The 16,245-nt window shown below is 61.9% G+C and carries 16 protein-coding genes and 1 pseudogene; 8 read left to right on the top strand and 9 right to left on the bottom strand.

The window, feature by feature from the left end; translation table 11 throughout:
- Positions 1 to 31 precede the first annotated feature (31 nt).
- Positions 32 to 718: a FadR/GntR family transcriptional regulator gene (locus tag GEV38_RS18060; protein WP_054572474.1), complete on the bottom strand. Its 687-nt coding sequence runs from the start codon at positions 716 to 718 to the stop codon at positions 32 to 34.
- 262 nt (positions 719 to 980) lie between these two features.
- On the opposite strand from GEV38_RS18060, the gene GEV38_RS18055 reads away from it, so the two are divergent.
- The 4 genes from GEV38_RS18055 to GEV38_RS18040 are packed head-to-tail and all read left to right on the top strand — an operon-like array spanning position 981 to position 3,823.
- Entirely contained in the window at positions 981 to 1,766 is a 786-nt protein-coding gene (locus GEV38_RS18055; protein ID WP_013973355.1) for a transporter substrate-binding domain-containing protein, read from the top strand.
- A 22-nt stretch (positions 1,767 to 1,788) separates the two neighbouring features.
- Positions 1,789 to 2,454 (top strand): amino acid ABC transporter permease, encoded by a 666-nt coding sequence (locus GEV38_RS18050; protein WP_003258372.1) that lies wholly within the window; start codon positions 1,789 to 1,791, stop codon positions 2,452 to 2,454.
- Positions 2,455 to 3,102, top strand: coding sequence for an amino acid ABC transporter permease (locus GEV38_RS18045; RefSeq protein ID WP_013973354.1), 648 nt, complete (start codon positions 2,455 to 2,457; stop codon positions 3,100 to 3,102).
- Positions 3,089 to 3,823, top strand: a complete 735-nt coding sequence (locus tag GEV38_RS18040; RefSeq protein WP_054572475.1) for an amino acid ABC transporter ATP-binding protein — start codon at positions 3,089 to 3,091, stop codon at positions 3,821 to 3,823. The genes GEV38_RS18045 and GEV38_RS18040 overlap by 14 nt, the downstream gene beginning before the upstream one ends.
- Positions 3,824 to 3,990: 167 nt before the next feature.
- Here the strand turns inward: GEV38_RS18040 and GEV38_RS18035 are convergent, their stop codons facing one another.
- The 4 genes from GEV38_RS18035 to GEV38_RS18020 form a co-directional block, all read right to left on the bottom strand.
- A complete protein-coding gene (locus GEV38_RS18035; RefSeq protein ID WP_015271019.1) occupies positions 3,991 to 4,989 on the bottom strand; it encodes a transketolase family protein in 999 nt (332 codons plus the stop codon).
- On the bottom strand, positions 4,986 to 5,834 hold the full coding sequence (locus GEV38_RS18030) for a transketolase (RefSeq protein WP_015271018.1): 849 nt from the start codon (positions 5,832 to 5,834) through the stop codon (positions 4,986 to 4,988). The genes GEV38_RS18035 and GEV38_RS18030 overlap by 4 nt, the downstream gene beginning before the upstream one ends.
- A 23-nt stretch (positions 5,835 to 5,857) precedes the next feature.
- Positions 5,858 to 7,156 carry an MFS transporter gene (locus GEV38_RS18025; RefSeq protein WP_054572476.1) on the bottom strand — a complete coding sequence of 433 codons (1,299 nt, stop codon included), beginning with the start codon at positions 7,154 to 7,156 and terminating at the stop codon, positions 5,858 to 5,860.
- A gap of 74 nt (positions 7,157 to 7,230) precedes the next feature.
- The gene (locus GEV38_RS18020; protein WP_013973349.1) at positions 7,231 to 7,980 is read right to left on the bottom strand and encodes an SDR family NAD(P)-dependent oxidoreductase; all 750 of its coding nucleotides are present in this window, start codon (positions 7,978 to 7,980) and stop codon (positions 7,231 to 7,233) included.
- A gap of 198 nt (positions 7,981 to 8,178) precedes the next feature.
- Between GEV38_RS18020 and GEV38_RS18015 the strand changes: the two genes are divergently transcribed.
- Both GEV38_RS18015 and GEV38_RS18010 read left to right on the top strand, forming a co-directional pair.
- The gene (locus GEV38_RS18015) at positions 8,179 to 9,099 is read left to right on the top strand and encodes a LysR substrate-binding domain-containing protein (protein ID WP_054572477.1); all 921 of its coding nucleotides are present in this window, start codon (positions 8,179 to 8,181) and stop codon (positions 9,097 to 9,099) included.
- Positions 9,100 to 9,338: 239 nt separating this feature from the next.
- Positions 9,339 to 10,529 carry an MFS transporter gene (locus tag GEV38_RS18010; protein WP_054572478.1) on the top strand — a complete coding sequence of 397 codons (1,191 nt, stop codon included), beginning with the start codon at positions 9,339 to 9,341 and terminating at the stop codon, positions 10,527 to 10,529.
- A gap of 53 nt (positions 10,530 to 10,582) precedes the next feature.
- Here the strand turns inward: GEV38_RS18010 and GEV38_RS18005 are convergent, their stop codons facing one another.
- Both GEV38_RS18005 and GEV38_RS18000 read right to left on the bottom strand, forming a co-directional pair.
- Positions 10,583 to 11,098 carry a DUF4880 domain-containing protein gene (locus GEV38_RS18005; RefSeq protein ID WP_054572479.1) on the bottom strand — a complete coding sequence of 172 codons (516 nt, stop codon included), beginning with the start codon at positions 11,096 to 11,098 and terminating at the stop codon, positions 10,583 to 10,585.
- Positions 11,099 to 11,536: 438 nt separating this feature from the next.
- Positions 11,537 to 11,848 (bottom strand): DUF6124 family protein, encoded by a 312-nt coding sequence (locus GEV38_RS18000; RefSeq protein WP_025339827.1) that lies wholly within the window; start codon positions 11,846 to 11,848, stop codon positions 11,537 to 11,539.
- A gap of 130 nt (positions 11,849 to 11,978) precedes the next feature.
- Between GEV38_RS18000 and GEV38_RS17995 the strand changes: the two genes are divergently transcribed.
- Both GEV38_RS17995 and GEV38_RS17990 read left to right on the top strand, forming a co-directional pair.
- The gene (locus tag GEV38_RS17995; protein WP_054572480.1) at positions 11,979 to 12,644 is read left to right on the top strand and encodes a S24 family peptidase; all 666 of its coding nucleotides are present in this window, start codon (positions 11,979 to 11,981) and stop codon (positions 12,642 to 12,644) included.
- Between the two features lie 86 nt (positions 12,645 to 12,730).
- Positions 12,731 to 13,343, top strand: a pseudogene (locus GEV38_RS17990) (LexA family protein).
- Positions 13,344 to 13,480: 137 nt separating this feature from the next.
- Here GEV38_RS17990 and GEV38_RS17985 read toward each other — a convergent pair.
- Entirely contained in the window at positions 13,481 to 15,433 is a 1,953-nt protein-coding gene (locus tag GEV38_RS17985; protein ID WP_015271010.1) for an acetyl/propionyl/methylcrotonyl-CoA carboxylase subunit alpha, read from the bottom strand.
- Positions 15,430 to 16,245 carry a gamma-carboxygeranoyl-CoA hydratase gene (locus GEV38_RS17980; protein WP_015271009.1) on the bottom strand — a complete coding sequence of 272 codons (816 nt, stop codon included), beginning with the start codon at positions 16,243 to 16,245 and terminating at the stop codon, positions 15,430 to 15,432. Before GEV38_RS17980 ends, GEV38_RS17985 begins: the two co-directional genes overlap by 4 nt.

Below are 16,245 nucleotides of genomic sequence, written 5' to 3'. Positions count from 1 at the left end.
AGGCCTGGTATTCCGGTGTTTGGCGGACTAGTCAACATGGGAACACCACGTTCGTGCGCGATGCCGCGTTGCGGATATGCTCCTGCATTGCACGCTGTGCTCCGGTCTGGTTGCCACGGGCAAGCTGGCGCAGGATCTTGCGGTGTTCCTGCCAGGTCTCCATGGCGCGTTCAGGGCGAATGAAAGGCAGCTTCTGGCTCTCCAGGAAAATGTCCTGGCTGGTGGTGATCACCTGCAGCATGGCGTGGTTGCCACTCGCTTCCAGCAGGCGGCGGTGAAAGGCGAAGTCCAGGCGCGCTGCGGCCTCGAAATTGCCGGCGCGCAGCTCCTGGCGCATCGACTCGACATTGGCTTCGAGCGCATCGATGTCCGCTGCCGTCAGGTACAGCGCCGCCAAGCCGGCGGCGAACCCTTCGAGTGCATAGCGCAGTTGGAAGGTATCGACGGCGGATACCTGTTCGGCATAGGGCCAGGAGAAGCCGGTGGCGGATGGCGGCGCCTGGACGAATACCCCCTTGCCCGGTTGTACGCTCACCAGCCCCAAGGCGCTCAAGGAGGACAGCGCCTCGCGCAGGGAGGCGCGGCTTACACCCAACTGCTCTGCCAGGTCACGTTGGGAGGGCAGGGCATCACCGGGCTGGTAGTCGCCTTCCTGGATCAGTTTGCGGATAGCCTGCAAGGCGATTTCCGGAACTGCGCGGGGGAGTGTGTCGAGCATCTGTTCAGACCAGCTGGCAAGGGGTCTGCGCTTTTTAAAGGCTTTACCGGTTGCCTGGCAAGTATCGCCCCATGCTGACGCAGCGGGGCAGGTGGCTGCACGAAAGGGGGGCGATGGCAGAGGGTAGGCGCTAGCTGTTCAGACCAGTAAGACCGCGCGATGCCAAGGGGCGAAAGCGTATTCCGGGGTTGCCGGGCAACACTGGCACGGCCTGTGCTTTTCGGGCTAGGCAACTTCTTCGCATGCACCCGAGGCATTTTCCATGAAAAACATCCGTTCCTTGCTTCTGGCCGCCCTGGTTTGTGGCGGCGTCATGAGCGTTTCCCACGCCCAGGCCGATGCGCTGGCCGACATCACTGCCCGGGGCGTGCTCAAGGTAGCCGTACCCCAGGACTTCCCTCCCTTCGGCTCGGTGGGGCCGGACCTCAAACCTCGCGGCCTGGACATCGACACCGCGCAGCTACTGGCTGACAGGCTCGGCGTCAAGCTGGCGCTGACCCCGGTCAACAGCACCAACCGCATTCCGTTCCTCACTACCGGCAAGGTCGACCTGGTGATTTCCAGCCTGGGCAAGAACCCGGAGCGGGAAGCGGTGATCGATTTTTCCCGCCCCTACGCACCGTTCTACCTGGCAGTGTTCGGGCCGGCCGAGACGTCGATCGACAATATCGGTGCCGTTGCCGGCAAGACCATCAGTGTCACGCGTGGCTCGATCGAGGACATGGAGTTATCCGCGGTCGCCCCTCAGGGTGCGGTCATCAAGCGCTTCGAGGACAACAACTCGACCATCGCCGCCTACCTGTCGGGCCAGGTCGAGCTGATCGCCAGCGGCAGCGTGGTAATGGCTGTCATTGCCGAGAAGAACCCGAACAAGGTGCCGGTCATGAAGGTCAAGCTCAAGGACTCGCCAGTGTACGTGGGGCTGGCCAAGCAGGAGCCGGCCTTGCTCGAGAAGGTCAACGCCACTCTGAATGCGGCCAAGGCCGACGGCAGCCTCGACCGCAATGCCGAAAAGTGGCTGAAGCAGCCATTGCCGGCCGACCTTTGAACGGCCCTGGAGTCGCCGACCCATGGCCTATCAATTTGACTTTTCCCCGGTGCTGGCCCAAGGCGGCCTGCTGCTCGAAGGGGCTGTGTTCACGCTAGAGCTGACGTTGATCGGCACCCTGTTCGGGGTGGCTATCGGTGTGCTTGGTGCGGTGGTGCGCGCCTGGCGACTACGGCCGTTCGATGCGCTGTTCGGCCTTTACGTGGAACTGATCCGCAACACGCCCTTCATCGTCCAGTTGTTCTTCATCTTCTTCGGCCTGCCCTCGCTTGGCGTTCGGTTGACGGAATGGCAGGCGGCGGTACTGGCCATGGTGATCAACCTTGGGGCCTATTCCACCGAAATCATTCGGGCGGGTATCCAGGCCATTCCCAGAGGGCAACTGGAGGCTGCGGCGGCATTGGCCATGAGTCGTTTCGAGGCTTTTCGCCATGTGGTGCTGCAACCTGCACTGGCCAAGGTCTGGCCGGCCCTGTCGAGCCAGATCGTGATCGTAATGCTCGGGTCGGCGGTGTGCTCGCAGATCGCCACAGAAGAACTGTCGTTCGCCGCCAACTTCATCCAGTCGCGCAACTTCCGGGCTTTCGAGACATACCTGCTGACCACGGCTCTGTACCTGGTCATGGCTATCCTGGTGCGCCAACTGCTGGCATGGATCGGCCGGCGCGCTTTGACGGGGAGACGCTGAATGGATTTCACCTTGTGGGACATCGTGCGCAACCTGCTCGCAGGTTTGCAATGGACCTTGCTGCTGTCGCTGGTGGCGTTCGTCTGCGGTGGTATTGCCGGGCTGTTGCTGCTGTTGGCGCGAATCTCCGATAGCCGGATGCTGCGTGGCGCGGCCAGGAGCTACATCGAGCTGTTCCAGGGGACGCCGCTGCTGATGCAGCTGTTCATGGTGTTTTTCGGCATCGCCCTGTTCGGCATCGATGTTTCGGCCTGGATGGCGGCGGCCATCGCCTTGACGTTGTTCACCAGTGCCTTTCTCGCCGAGATCTGGCGAGGCTGCGTCGAGTCCATACCACATGGCCAGTGGGAGGCCTCCGGCAGCCTGGCCATGAGCCGTCTGGAGCAGTTGCGCCACGTGATCCTGCCCCAGGCCCTGCGCATTGCCGTCGCGCCGACCGTCGGGTTCTCGGTGCAGGTGGTCAAGGGCACGGCGGTGACCTCGATCATCGGTTTCACCGAGCTGACCAAGACCGGCGGCATGTTGGCCAACGCCACTTTCGAACCGTTCCTGATCTACGGTCTGGTGGCCGTGGGTTACTTCGTCCTTTGCTACCCGCTCTCGCTGAGCGCCCGTTACCTGGAGAGGAGGCTGCATGCCCCTGCTTAGAGTGTCCGCATTGCACAAGTACTACGGCGACAATCATGTGCTCAAGGGTGTCGACCTGGCGATCGAGGAGGGCGAGGTGGTCGCCATCATCGGCCGTAGCGGTTCCGGCAAGAGTACCTTCCTGCGTACCCTCAACGGCCTGGAGTCGATCAGCGATGGGGTGATCGAGGTGGATGGCGAATACCTGGATGCCGGCCGCGCCGACTTGCGCTCGCTGCGGCAGAAGGTTGGCATGGTGTTCCAGCAGTTCAACCTCTTCCCTCACCTGACAGTGGGCCAGAACGTGATGCTTGCACCCCAGGTGGTGAAGAAGGCCGGCAAGGCCGAGGCCCGCCAGTTGGCCGAGCAGATGCTCGCCAGGGTTGGACTGGGTGACAAGTTCGACGCCTACCCGGACAGCCTTTCCGGCGGCCAGCAGCAGCGGGTGGCGATTGCCCGGGCGCTTGCCATGTCGCCAAAGGTGTTGCTGTGCGACGAGATCACCTCGGCGCTCGACCCCGAGTTGGTCAACGAAGTGCTCGGTGTGGTGCGCCAACTGGCCAGTGAAGGCATGACCCTGATCATGGTCACCCACGAAATGCGTTTTGCCCGGGAAGTCGGTGACAAGCTGGTCTTCATGCATCAAGGCAAGGTCCACGAGACTGGCCATCCACGCGAGGTTTTTGCGGCGCCCCGAACAGCTGAGCTGGCGAATTTCATCGGTAGCGTGGCAGGAGGTTAGGTAGCGTCTGCAGGTTTCGTCGCCCCAAGAAAAATGCTCCGTATCGAATGTTACGGAGCATTTCTCATCATTGCCTGGATCCCAAGGGCTGCGGTGTGCCTCTGCCATGGGCCAGGTATCCATCACGCTTGCATCCGCCGCGCTTCAGGTTTTACCCACGGCTACGGTCAAAGCCATGCCTTGATCTGCCTCGACACAGCGTCAGTGGAGATCCCGTATCGGTCATGCAAAGTCGGCAGTGCCCCTGCATCAAGAAACGCATCCGGTAGCGCGATCTGGCGGAAGGTTGGTGTGACCCCGTTGCGCAGCAGTACGCCGGCCACAGCTTCCCCCAGGCCCCCTATGATCGAGTGGTTTTCCGCAGTGACCACCAGGCGACCAGGCTTGCGTGCCTCGGCGAGGATGGTCTGCTCATCGAGCGGTTTGATGGTGGGTACATGCAGCACCGATACATCCACACCGTCCTTTTGCAACTGCTCGGCAGCCTCCAGCGCGCGCATGGTCATGAGGCCGCTGGCAATCAATAGCACATCCCGGCCACCGCGCAGCACCTGTGCCTTGCCCAGCTGGAACTGGTAATCGTAGCGATCGAGCACCAAGGGTACGTTGCCGCGCAGCAGCCTCATGTAGACCGGCCCCTGATGGGCGGCGATCGCTGGCACAGCCTGCTCGATCTCCAGCGCATCACAGGGGTCGACGATCATCAGGTTGGGCATCGCCCGGAAGATGGCCAGGTCATCCGTGGCCTGGTGGCTAGGACCATAACCGGTGGTCAGGCCAGGCAGCCCGCAGACGATCTTGACGTTGAGGTTCTCTTCTGCGATTGCCATGCAGATGAAGTCGTAGGCCCGACGGGAAGCGAACACCGCATAGGTGGTGGCAAAGGGGGTCATGCCTTCCCGTGCCATGCCGGCAGCGGCGCTCATCAGCAACTGTTCGGCCATGCCCATTTGGTAGAAGCGCTCGGGGTGGGCTTTGGCGAAGATGTGCAGGTCGGTGTACTTGGACAGGTCGGCACTTAGGCCAACTATATCCTGACGTTGCTCGGCAAGGCTTGCCAGGGCATGGCCGAACGGGGCAGGGCGGGTCGGCTGGCCGTCGGCGGCAATCGAGGCGATCATGGCCGAGGTGGTCAGGCGTTTCTTGGGTGAGTTCACTGTGCTCATGCTTGGCTCCCGGCGTCCAGCGCTTTCAGGGCGAGGTCCCATTCGTTTTCATCGACGCGAATGAAGTGCGTCTTGTCGCGGTTTTCCAGGAAAGGCACGCCTTTGCCCATGCGGGTATCGCAGATGATCACGCGCGGTTGCGCCCCGGCGTGGGCACGAGCCTGGTCGAAGGCGCCGACCAGCGCATCCAGGTCATTGCCGTCCACGCGTTGAACGAACCAGCCAAAGGCTTGCCAGCGGTCGACGATTGGCTCGAAGGCCAGTACTTCGCTGGAATGGCCATCCGCCTGCTGGTTGTTCACATCGATGATGGCGATCAGGTTGTCCAGGCGCCAATGGCTGGCCGACATGGCCGCCTCCCAGGTCGAGCCCTCGTTGAGCTCGCCATCGGACAGCAGGTTGTACACCCAGCTGTCCGACCCCTTGCGTTTGAGCCCGAGGCAGGCGCCGACGGCGATGCCCAAGCCGTGGCCGAGCGAGCCACCGGTGATCTCCATGCCTGGGGTATAGGCAGCCATACCAGACATGGGCAAGCGGCTATCGTCGCTACCGTAGGTTTCAAGCTCATACTCTGGGATTACGCCGGCCTCGATCAGTGCGGCATAGAGGGCAATCGCGTAGTGCCCGATGGACAGGTAGAAACGGTCGCGCTGCTCCCATTCGGGGTTGCCGGGGTCGAGGCGCAGCGCATGGAAATACGCGACCGCCAGCAGGTCGGCGGCGCCCAGCGCCTGGCCGACATAGCCCTGGCCCTGGACTTGCCCCATGCGCAATGCGTGGCGGCGGATATTGCGAGCGCGCACAGCCAGCGGCAGCGCCTCGGTGTAGGTAGGCACAGCAGTCATTGAAGTGACTCCTTTTTATCGAATCAACGATTGACCAGATGGGCCGGTACTCGCGACACCAGGAAGGCGCCAGACATGAGTACCGCCGTGATGAGATACATGCCGATGGCATTGCTGCCCAAGGTGGTAGTGACCCAGCCGATCAGGTAGGGCGAGCAGAAGCCGGCGAGGTTGGCGAAACTGTTCACCGCCGCGATGCCTGCCGCCGCCGATACACCTCCCAACAGCGTGGTGGGCAGCATCCAGAACAGTGAAGAGGCGGATAGCACTCCAGCCGCAGCGAGGCACAGGCTGAGGATCGACAACGTCAGGTTGCTGCCCAGTGCTGCGGCGAGGCTCAGGCCCAGTGCACCGATCAACATGGGGATCGCCAGGTGCCAGCGGCGTTCACGGTGACGGTCGCCGCTGCGCCCGGCCCACAGCATCGCGACGATGGCACACAGGTACGGCAGGCTGGTCAGCAGGCCGATGTGCAAAGGTTCGCTGACGCCGGCATTGCGTACCAGTGTGGGTAGCCAGAACGTGATTGCGTACTGGCCCATCACTACGCAGAAGTAGATGCCCGCCAGCAACCAGAGCCGACGGTCGCGGATGAAGTCGGCCACCGAGCCGTGGTTTACCTTGTGTTGTTCGTCTTCAGCCAGTTCCTTGCGCACCAGGGCTTTTTCTTCGTCGCTCAACCAGTGTGCCTGATCGACGCCATCCTTCAGGTAGCTCAGCACCAGAACGCCCACCAGTACCGTGGGGATGGCTTCGAGCAGGAACATCCACTGCCAGCCCGCCCAGCCGTGAACGCCGGCAAAGCGCTCCATGATCCAACCCGACAAGGGGCCGCCGATCATGCCCGACAGCGGAATCGCGATGAACCACAGCGCGGTCATCTTCGCTCGGCGGTAAGACCGGAACCAATAGGTCAGGTACAGCAGAAGCCCCGGTGCCAGGCCTGCTTCGGCGATCCCCAGCAAAAAGCGCAGGGTATAGAATTGCCAGGCTGTCTCCACCAGGGCGAACATCGCCGAGATGATGCCCCAGGTGATCATGATGCGAGCGATCCAGCGTCGAGCGCCCACTTTGTGCAGAATGATGTTGCTGGGCACCTCGCAGAGAAAGTAGCCAATGAAGAACATGCCGGCGCCCAGCCCATAGACCGCTTCGGAAAGGGCCAGGTCGTCCATCATCTGCAGCTTCGCAAAGCCGACATTGACCCTGTCCAGATAGGCGCACAGGTAGCAGAGCATGAGAAAAGGCATCAGTCGCCAGGCCGTTTTACGGTAGGCACTGCTGCGTGCGGCGGATACCGCATCGAGCGCTAATGTGGTCATTCGTTCTGATCTCTTGTTGTTATCGAACGCGTGACCTGCGCCGGGTCAGGTGCAGGTCACGATGCACCGGGTGCTCAGTGGATCAGCATCCCGCCGTTGACATCCAGGGTAATGCCCGTCAGGTAGCTGGACAGGTCACTGGCCAGGAACAAGGCCGCATTGGCGACATCGCGCGCCTCGCCCAGGCGGCCCAAGGGGATGCCTTCGATGATGGCGTGACGGCGCTCATCCTGCATGAGGCCACCGGTGATGTCAGTGTGAATCAGGCCTGGCGTGATCGAGTTGACGCGAATATTGTCCGGCCCCAGCTCGCGGGCCATCGCCTTGCCCAAGCCAAGCACGCCAGCCTTCGCTGCGCTGTAGTGAGGGCCACCGAAAATGCCGCCACCACGCTGGGCAGAAACCGAAGACATACAGATGATGCTGCCGGCGCGTTGCGCCCGCATGGTTGGGATCACCGCCTGGGACATCAACAATGTGCCACGCAGGTTCACGTTGAGAATCCGGTCATAGTCAGCCCCGGTGATTTCCAGGGTTTTCACCGGCTGGGTGATGCCGGCATTGTTTACCAGCACGTCGATCCGACCGAATTGCGCGAGCACTTGAGCGATGGCATCACGCACTTGTGCTTCATCGGCAACGTTGGCAGCCACGCCGAGGTGGCCTTCGCCCAGGGAAGCGGCAGCCTCGGTCGCGGCGGAGGCGTCCAGGTCCAGGATCGCGACTTTGGCGCCCTGAGCGGCAAACGCCTGGGCTGTTGCGCGGCCGATGCCGCGGGCAGAGGCCGCGCCAGTGATCACGGCAAATTTTCCTGTTAACAGCATCGAAGGTGCTCCAGATGGTTGTTGTTGTGAGCGGCGGTTCCAGGCAGAACCGATAGGCACAGCTTCGTCCCGGACAGCACCCCGAGCAACGCTGCCTCCTTCACCCGGTGCTGAAAAAAATTCAGCCCTCGACTTGTGCCTTGGGCTTACAGGAAGGTAAAAGCCTTGGTATCGCTTCGAATCCTTCAGGAAATGGTCATGAGCCTGGACATCCTCAGAAAATCGCCTCAGATCCCTTCCCTGAAAGCAATTCAGGCCTTCGAGCAAGTCGCTCGCTTCGCCAACGTTGCACGGGCCGCAGAGCAGTTGAACCTCACGCCCTCTGCGGTGAGCCACCAGATCGCTAACCTGGAAGCCTTGATCGGTCGTCCATTGTTCATTCGCGAGGCGCGCGGTGTTGCATTGACCCCGGCCGGAGAGCAGTACCTGCGCGAGGTATCAGGCATATTGCAAAGCCTGGCTACGGCCACCGAGCGCGCCGGCAACTCGGTGGGCTTCGATTGCTTGCGGCTTCATTCCGCGCCCAGCTTCGGCCTGCTCTGGTTGCTGCCGCGCCTGGACCATTTTCGTAACAGTCATCCGCAGATCCAGATCAACCTGTCGTGCTCCTACGAGTCGCTGCACTTCGGCCGCCATCAGATCGATCTGGATATCCGTCATGGCTACCCCAACTGGCCCAGCCTGGAAGTGCGTACCATCCGGCATGAACGTGCAACTGTGCTGGCCTCGCCACAGCTTCTTGAGCGTACGCCTATCAAGCAGCCGGGCGATCTGCTGGGGCAGAACCTGATCCTGTCGGAAGCCGCATTGGTGCAATGGCCCCAATGGTTCGCACAGCAAGGCGTGGCGTTGCCACAAACCCCCTACGCCCTGAGCTTCGATCGCTCCTACATGAGCCTGGAGGCCGCCAGCCATGGGTATGGGTTGGCCTTGGAGAGTTCCCTGCTAGCGCAGGACTATATCGCCCGGGGCGAGTTGGTACCGGTATTTGCGGAAGACTTGGCGACGCCCGTCAGTGCCCACCACCTGGTATTTCCGCGAGGCCATGCTGAAGCTCCCAGGGTTCGCCAGTTCCTTGAATGGGTGCAGGGCCAGCTCGGTCATGACTTCAATTACTGAGAGCAGTTTGCACAACAGATCAACTGCGCTAGGGGCCGGCTATCGAGTCAGCAGAAGGCTGGATAGCACCAGAACTCAACGGTAATAAGCAACAAGGGAAAAGCCCTACAACGCTATCGGAAGTTTCGCTGCCCGGTTCGGGTTGTACATCTTCAGGGTGTCGCTACCATCAGGGCTCGGCGCTTACATGGAGTTTCCAGTGACTACTTCCGGCAATACAAGAAGGCGAGGTTGGTAGCGTGAATCAGCCCTTGGGTTCGCTCAGTAGCTTTCTGCGCTCGGCCTTGCTGATTCTGTTGTGTCTATTGGGCGTATTCCCTCTGGATGTGATCCTGCCATCATTCCCAGCGCTCGCAGGCGAGTTTCACGTCGAGCCACAGCAGATAGCTTACTCGGTGAGCTTCTTTGCGTTTGGTGTCGCCTTGGCGCAAATCGTGATCGGGCCATTGGCGGATGGCATGGGGCGCAAGCGGTTGTTGCTCGCTGGGTTGGGAGTGTCCATTGCAGGGGCAATGGGTTGTGTACTTTCAACCCGCTATGAGACGTTCATGGCGTTCCGTTTGCTGCAGGCCTTGGGTTGCGGGAGTTTCGTGCTGGGCCAGGCGCTCGTGCAGGATCTGTACAGTGGTAGGCAGCGCAATGCCATGCGTATCCTGCTGACCAGCGCAAGTGGGCTGTTCATCTCGTTGTCACCGGTCGCAGGCGCTTTTCTCCAACAATCCTTTGGCTGGAAGGGCAGTTTTACGGTATTCGCTTTCATAGCCGTGACCGTTTCATGCCTGTCATATGCATTGCTGCAGGACACGCCTGCATCGCGAGGCCGTACGTCGGGCATGCGCTGCTACTGGGTCATGCTGCGTGATACGACCTATCTTGCGCACTCCCTGTTGTCCAGCCTGGCGTTTGCCTGTCATTTTTCCTTCATCGTTGTCGCGCCATTGGCGTTGATGGACAGCCTGGGGCTGACGCCATATCAATTCTCGGTGGTATTTATCGCCTATGGGCTTGCGTATATCGTTGGCGGAGTAGCCGCGACCTATTTGAACAACCGCGTAAGCCCGCAGGTTCAGATCAAGACGGGATTCCTGCTCATAGCTGCCGGGGGCATCACGCTGTTTATCTGGGAGCAGGTTGCAGGGTTGACGGTGGCGAGTCTTATGCTGCCGATGATCATCTGCACGACGGGGACAACGCTGGTGCGTCCTGCTGCGACGACCCAAGCCTTGGCGCGTTACCCGCAGCAAGCCGGTGCGGCAGCGTCGCTCAATACGACATTGTTGTTCGCAGGTGGTGGTTTGGCCGGCAGTCTTGTTGCTGGCGTCGAAAGCGAGCTGCCGATGAGCCTGGGGCTTCTGTTCCTGGGTATCAGTTTGTGCGGATGGCTACTGCTTGCATGCCTGACGGAAACGCTGACCAGCACTCGAACTTGATAACGACCGAGCCATCCGCGGTGAAAACGATAACGGTGTAGCGCAGGTGTTGATCAGGCCCAGAAACCAAACAGCACCAACGCCGCCACGCCAAGCCCGACCGCAACCGAACAGCCGCCCAACGACAGCGCCGCCCGACCTTGCCGGTACCAACCATCCTGGCCCAGTTGCCGTGCCGGTGCCAACAGGCTGCGCCAGTGCATTTCCGTGTCATGAAACGCCTGCAAGTTCGCCATGTCCGCATCCAGCCAACGGCGAAAATCGATCCGCTCGCACGCCGTCACCTGTGGGCTCTGCAAGCGCACATACCATTGCCCGGCAACACTCGCCAGCACATCCCGGCGCGAGCGACCGGCCTGCAGTGCCTGGTCCATGTGCCGCTCGATGCTCGCCAATGGCAGATCGAGGCGGGCGGCGATGCTGGCGAAGTCCAGTTGGTCGAGGCGGTTGAGCAGGAATACTTGTTGCACACGCCGTGGCAGGCGTCTCAGGACGTGCAGCAGGGCGTCGTCGGCATGATGTTCGGCAGCAGAGGTTGGGTGTTCAAGGGGCAGCAGCAGACGGCTCATGGACAGCTCCTTGCTCTATGGAGGGGGGAGGGATGGGGGCATCTTCCGTGATGCGTGATCAGCGTAGGTGAAACGAGATTGATTCTCAAGTGCTGATTTCGCAAAGTTTTGTAATGAGCGTTCACGCCCTGAAACACCTTTGCTATCATGCGCGCCATCACGATCTTCATTAGCCTGAAGAGCCAAAAAAAAGACCCAGCAAAAAGCTGGGTCAAAAACCGTGATTAGCCTGATGAGGAGATAATCTGAGAGCGACCTAAGCTCCAGGTTATCCAGCAGATCTCGCGATCAGCTGAGTGCAATAATAATCGTTATCATTTGCCAGTCAAATGAATTTTCGGTAATCCGGTAAAAAAGTTTTACCGGTGCGCTTCCTTGTCCCGGCAATCGGGGCCTTCGCCGTTACCCGGCCATCACGTTCTCTCCCTTCTTTCTTGCTTACAAACCCGATTCCACGGTGCGTTTGTGCTCGAGCAGTGCGCGCGCCATGTCCATCATGTGCATCAGGGCAAAGGTCAGTTCGCGCTGGCTGCCGTGCTGGTGGGTGGCGGTTTCCTGCGCGGTGGCGGCGGCGCAGCGCAGCAGGGCGATAGCGTGTTCCTGGGCCTGGTCGCCGGTTACACCCTCGTGCAGGGTCCAGATCCTGTTGTCCAGGGTGGGGCGCGGCGGGTTGGGGTTGAGGTAGTAGTCGAGGGCGCGGCGGGCGGCTTCGCTGTCGAGATCTGTTTCGTCGTTTTTCGGTGGTTTCATCCTGATACCTGCTAACACCAGTAGGGAAAGGGTTCAGGTCGATACTAATACCTAAAGTATTTTTGTGCTTTCCGATAAATAATACTGAATGTTTATTGAGCGCTAGAAGGCAGTCCGTATCGTGCCAGCGATGAATATGGATAAATGGATTGCCCTCGTCCGTGACCGGATGGAGGAGCTAGGGCTTACTCAAGAGCAGCTTGCCGAGCGCGTTGGCGTGTCTCAAGGCAGCGTGGGGCATTGGGTGAACAAGCGGCGTCAGCCGAAGATCGAGTCGATGAATCGCACATTCGTCGAGATTGGCATGCCCCATTACAACGTCAGCCTACAGTTGCGCATTGTTGGTCAGGTTGGCGAGGAGCGTGGCATTTACGAGGTCGATGACTCCGATGATGACCTGGACCTCATGCAATACATCGTGTGCTTCCGCTACCCGGTGCTGGGCTGGGATGAGCTAGGTATCGCAGATGGGGCGGAGCCAGGTGTGTTCGAGCAGACGGACTATCTGGCCCAAGGCAAGGCGTTCTGGCTGACTGTCGAGAATGATGCGATGAGTGCCGCTAGTGGCCGCAGTGTGCCGCAGGGCATGCGGATGTTGGTGGACCCTGGGGTAGATGCCGAGCCAGGGCGTCTGGTTATCGCTCGTCAGCCGGGCAAACCGGCGATTTTCCGTGAGCTGGCGGAGGAAGGTGGGCAACGGTACCTGAAGGCACTCAACAGCAACTACCCGGCGCTGCTGTGTGAGGATGGTTGCGAGTTTCTGGGGGTGGTCGTGCGAGTGCATGGCTCCTTCTAGATTGCCGGGGCTGCTGCGCAGCCCTTTCGCGACACAAGGCCGCTCCTACAGGGATGGCGCAAGTCTTGGAGCCGCAGTATCCGCTCATGGAAAACTGGATCGCATTTCTCAAGCGCTACAAGCGTGAACACAACCTCAGCCAGCTCAAGCTGGCCACGCCTGGGGATGACACAGGGCGGCGTAGGGCATTGGTTGCGCGGTACACGGCGGCCGACACTGGAGACCATCAACGAAAAGCTCGAGAAGCTTGGGTTGGTGTCTCTTGAGGCCCAAGTCATGGTGGTCGAGCGTGGCATTGCGTCTGAAGCCTCAGGGGGTAGTGCGAGCTATCGTTTCCCCGTGCTGAGCTGGGCCGATTTGCAGGGGCCTTTGCCTGAGGCGAGCAAATCCCATGAACAGACGGACTATATGCCCGCCGGCAATGCCTTCTGGCTGATGGTGGAAAACGACTCGATGAATGCCGCCAATGGCAGGAGCGTGCCTGTGGGTATGCGTGTGCTGGTGGATACTGGCCTTCCGGCAGAGCCCGGTCGGTTGGTGATTGCGCGGCAGCCCGGGCGGCCGGCAGTGTTGCGGCAGTTGGTCGAGGAGGGCGGAGACAGGATGCTCAATCCGCTGAATACGCGCTATCCGACAGTCCTGTGTGAGGAAGGCTGCGAGTTTTTGGGTGTGGTCGTGCGAGTGCATGGCTCCTTCTAGATTGCCGGGGCTGCTGCGCAGCCCTTTCGCGACACAAGGCCGCTCCCACAAGTACCGCACCAACCTCAGGGCATGCACCGTACCTGTAGGAGCGGCCTTGTGTCGCGAAAGGGCCGCAAAGCGGCCCCCCAGGAGTCTTACTCCGCCAGTTCGACCAGCACCGTCCCTTCGCTGACCATATCCCCTTCCTGGCAGAACAACGCCTTCACCGTGCCGCCATGTGGCGCGCGAATGCTGTGCTCCATCTTCATGGCCTCCAGCACTACCAGCGCCGTACCTGCTTCCACCACCTGCCCAGGCTCCACCAGCACCCGCACGATGCTGCCGTTCATGGGCGCGCCCAGGCCGCCTTGGTGGCTGTGGCTGGCCTCGGCCTCGGCGATCGGGTCGAAGGCTTCGATGGCATGCATCTCGCCGTCCCAGTGCAAGTACAGCGTGCCACCGCGGCGTATCGCCAGATGCTGGCGACGCACGCCAGCCTGGTCATGTACCAACTGCTCGCCCAGCAACTGCCAGGTAGACGCAGCGCTGCGCTCCAAGGCAACTGCCTGGTCCTGCCCGCCACTCACCAGATGCAGGCTGCTGCGCGCCGGCAAGCCAAGGCGCAGGCCGTTGCGCTCGGCCCATGGCGAACTGTGGTCGTCCTCCCGCTGATGTGCGGCCTGACCCTGCAGCCAGGCCTCGGCCGCTGCTTCCCAGAAGCCTGCCGGCAGCGCTTGCGGCGCGGGCAGCAAAACTTCCTGGTGACGCGGAATGAAGCCGGTATCCAGTTCCGCTGCAGCAAACGCCGGGTGGGCGAGAATGCGCCGCAGGAAGGCGATGTTGGTCTTCAACCCGCCAATGGCAAACTCGTCGAGCATTGCCAGCAAGCGCAGGCGCGCCTGCTCGCGGTCTTCGCCCCAGGCGATCAGCTTGCCCAGCATCGGGTCGTAGAACGGCGACACTACATCACCTTCGCTGACCCCGCTGTCCACCCGTCGCCCTTCGCCGGCTGCCGACTCGCGGTACAGCGCCAGCTTGCCGGTCGCGGGCAGGAATTCGTTGGCCGGGTCCTCGGCATACAGGCGCACTTCGATGGCATGGCCGATCAGCGGCACCTGTTCCTGGGTGATCGGCAGGGCCTCGCCGCAGGCCACGCGAATCTGCCAGGCCACCAGATCAAGCCCGGTAATGGCCTCGGTGACCGGGTGCTCCACCTGCAGGCGGGTGTTCATCTCCATGAAGAAGAACTCGCCACGGGCATCGAGCAGGAACTCCACGGTGCCGGCACCCACGTAGCCGATGGCCTGGGCCGCGCGTACCGCCGCTTCACCCATGGCCCGGCGCAATTCGGCTGACAGGCCTGGCGCAGGGGCTTCTTCCACCACCTTCTGGTGACGGCGCTGGATCGAGCAGTCACGCTCGTTGAGGTACAGGCAGTTGCCGTGCTGGTCGGCGAATACCTGGATTTCTACGTGGCGTGGCTTGAGCACGTACTTTTCCACCAGCATGCGCGCATCGCCGAACGACGACTGCGCCTCACGCTGGGCCGAGGCCAGGGCGTCGGCCAGCTGGCTTTCTTCTTCGACCACTTTCATGCCCTTGCCACCGCCGCCGGCGCTGGCCTTGAGCAGCACCGGGTAGCCGATGCGTTCGGCTGCGGCGCGGAAGGTGTCCAGGTCCTGGGCTTCGCCGTGGTAGCCCGGCACCAGTGGCACGCCAGCGGCTTCCATCAGTGCCTTGGCCGCCGACTTGCTGCCCATGGCGTCGATGGCGCTGGCCGGTGGGCCGAGGAAGATCAACCCGGCCTCTTCGATGGCACGGGCGAAGCCTGCGTTCTCGGACAGGAAGCCATAGCCCGGGTGGATGGCCTGGGCGCCGCTGGCCTTGGCGGCGGCCAGCAGCTTGTCGACCAGCAGGTAGCTTTCGGCAGCCTTGGTGCCGCCGAGGTCGACGCGGATATCGGCTTCGCGGCTGTGCCGGGCATCACGGTCGGTGGCGCTGTGCACGGCCACGGTGGTCAGGCCCATGGCCTTGGCGGTGCGCATCACCCGGCAGGCGATTTCGCCGCGGTTGGCGACCAGCAGGGTGGTCAAAGCGGGGCGGCTCATGGGCGCGGCTCCTTCTTGTCGTCGGTTTGCCAGGCGGGGCGGCGTTTTTCCAGGAAGGCGCGCAGGCCCTCCTGGCCTTCGGCGCTGACGCGGATGCGGGCGATGGTGTTTTCGCAGTAGCGGCGCAGGGCCGGGCTGAGTTCGCCGTCGTCCACTTCGCGCAGCAGGTCCTTGGTGGCGCGCAGCGCTTGTGGGCTGTTCTGCAGCAGGTTGGCCACCCAAGCTTCGACCTGGGCGTCCAGTTCGCTGGCCGGGTACACCTCGGCCAGCAGGCCCAGCTCGCGGGCCCGCACGCCGCTGAAACGCTCGGCGGTGAGGGCATAGCGGCGCGCGGCACGCTCGCCGATGGCCTTGACCACGAACGGGCTGATCACTGCCGGGGCCAGGCCGATGCGCACTTCCGACAGGCACAGCTGAGCGTCTTCGGCACCGATGGCCATGTCGCAGCAACTGATCAGGCCCAGCGCGCCGCCAAAGGCAGCGCCTTGCACAACAGCCAGGGTCGGCGCCTTGAGGCGGTGCAGGGCATACATCAGCTCGCCCAGCTCGCGGGCATCATCCAGGTTGGTGTTGAAGTCCAGCTGCGCCGACTGCTGCATCCAGGCCAGATCGGCGCCGGCGCTGAAGTGCCGGCCGCGGCCGCGCAGCAGCACGAAGCGCAGGCTGGCGTCCTCGGCCAACTGGTCGAGGGCGACGATCAGCTCGCGGATCATCAAGGCGTTGAAGGCGTTGTTCTTGTCCTCGCGGCTCAGCCACAGGGTGGCGAAGCCGCGCGGGTCGCGGATCACTTCGAGGGTGCTGAAATCGCTCAT

The sequence above is a fragment of the Pseudomonas sp. 13159349 genome (assembly GCF_013305685.1).
GTDB classification, from domain to species: domain Bacteria; phylum Pseudomonadota; class Gammaproteobacteria; order Pseudomonadales; family Pseudomonadaceae; genus Aquipseudomonas; species Aquipseudomonas asiatica.
The sequence above is the reverse complement of the archived record's forward strand: the minus strand, read 5'-3'. Positions and strand labels throughout refer to the sequence as shown.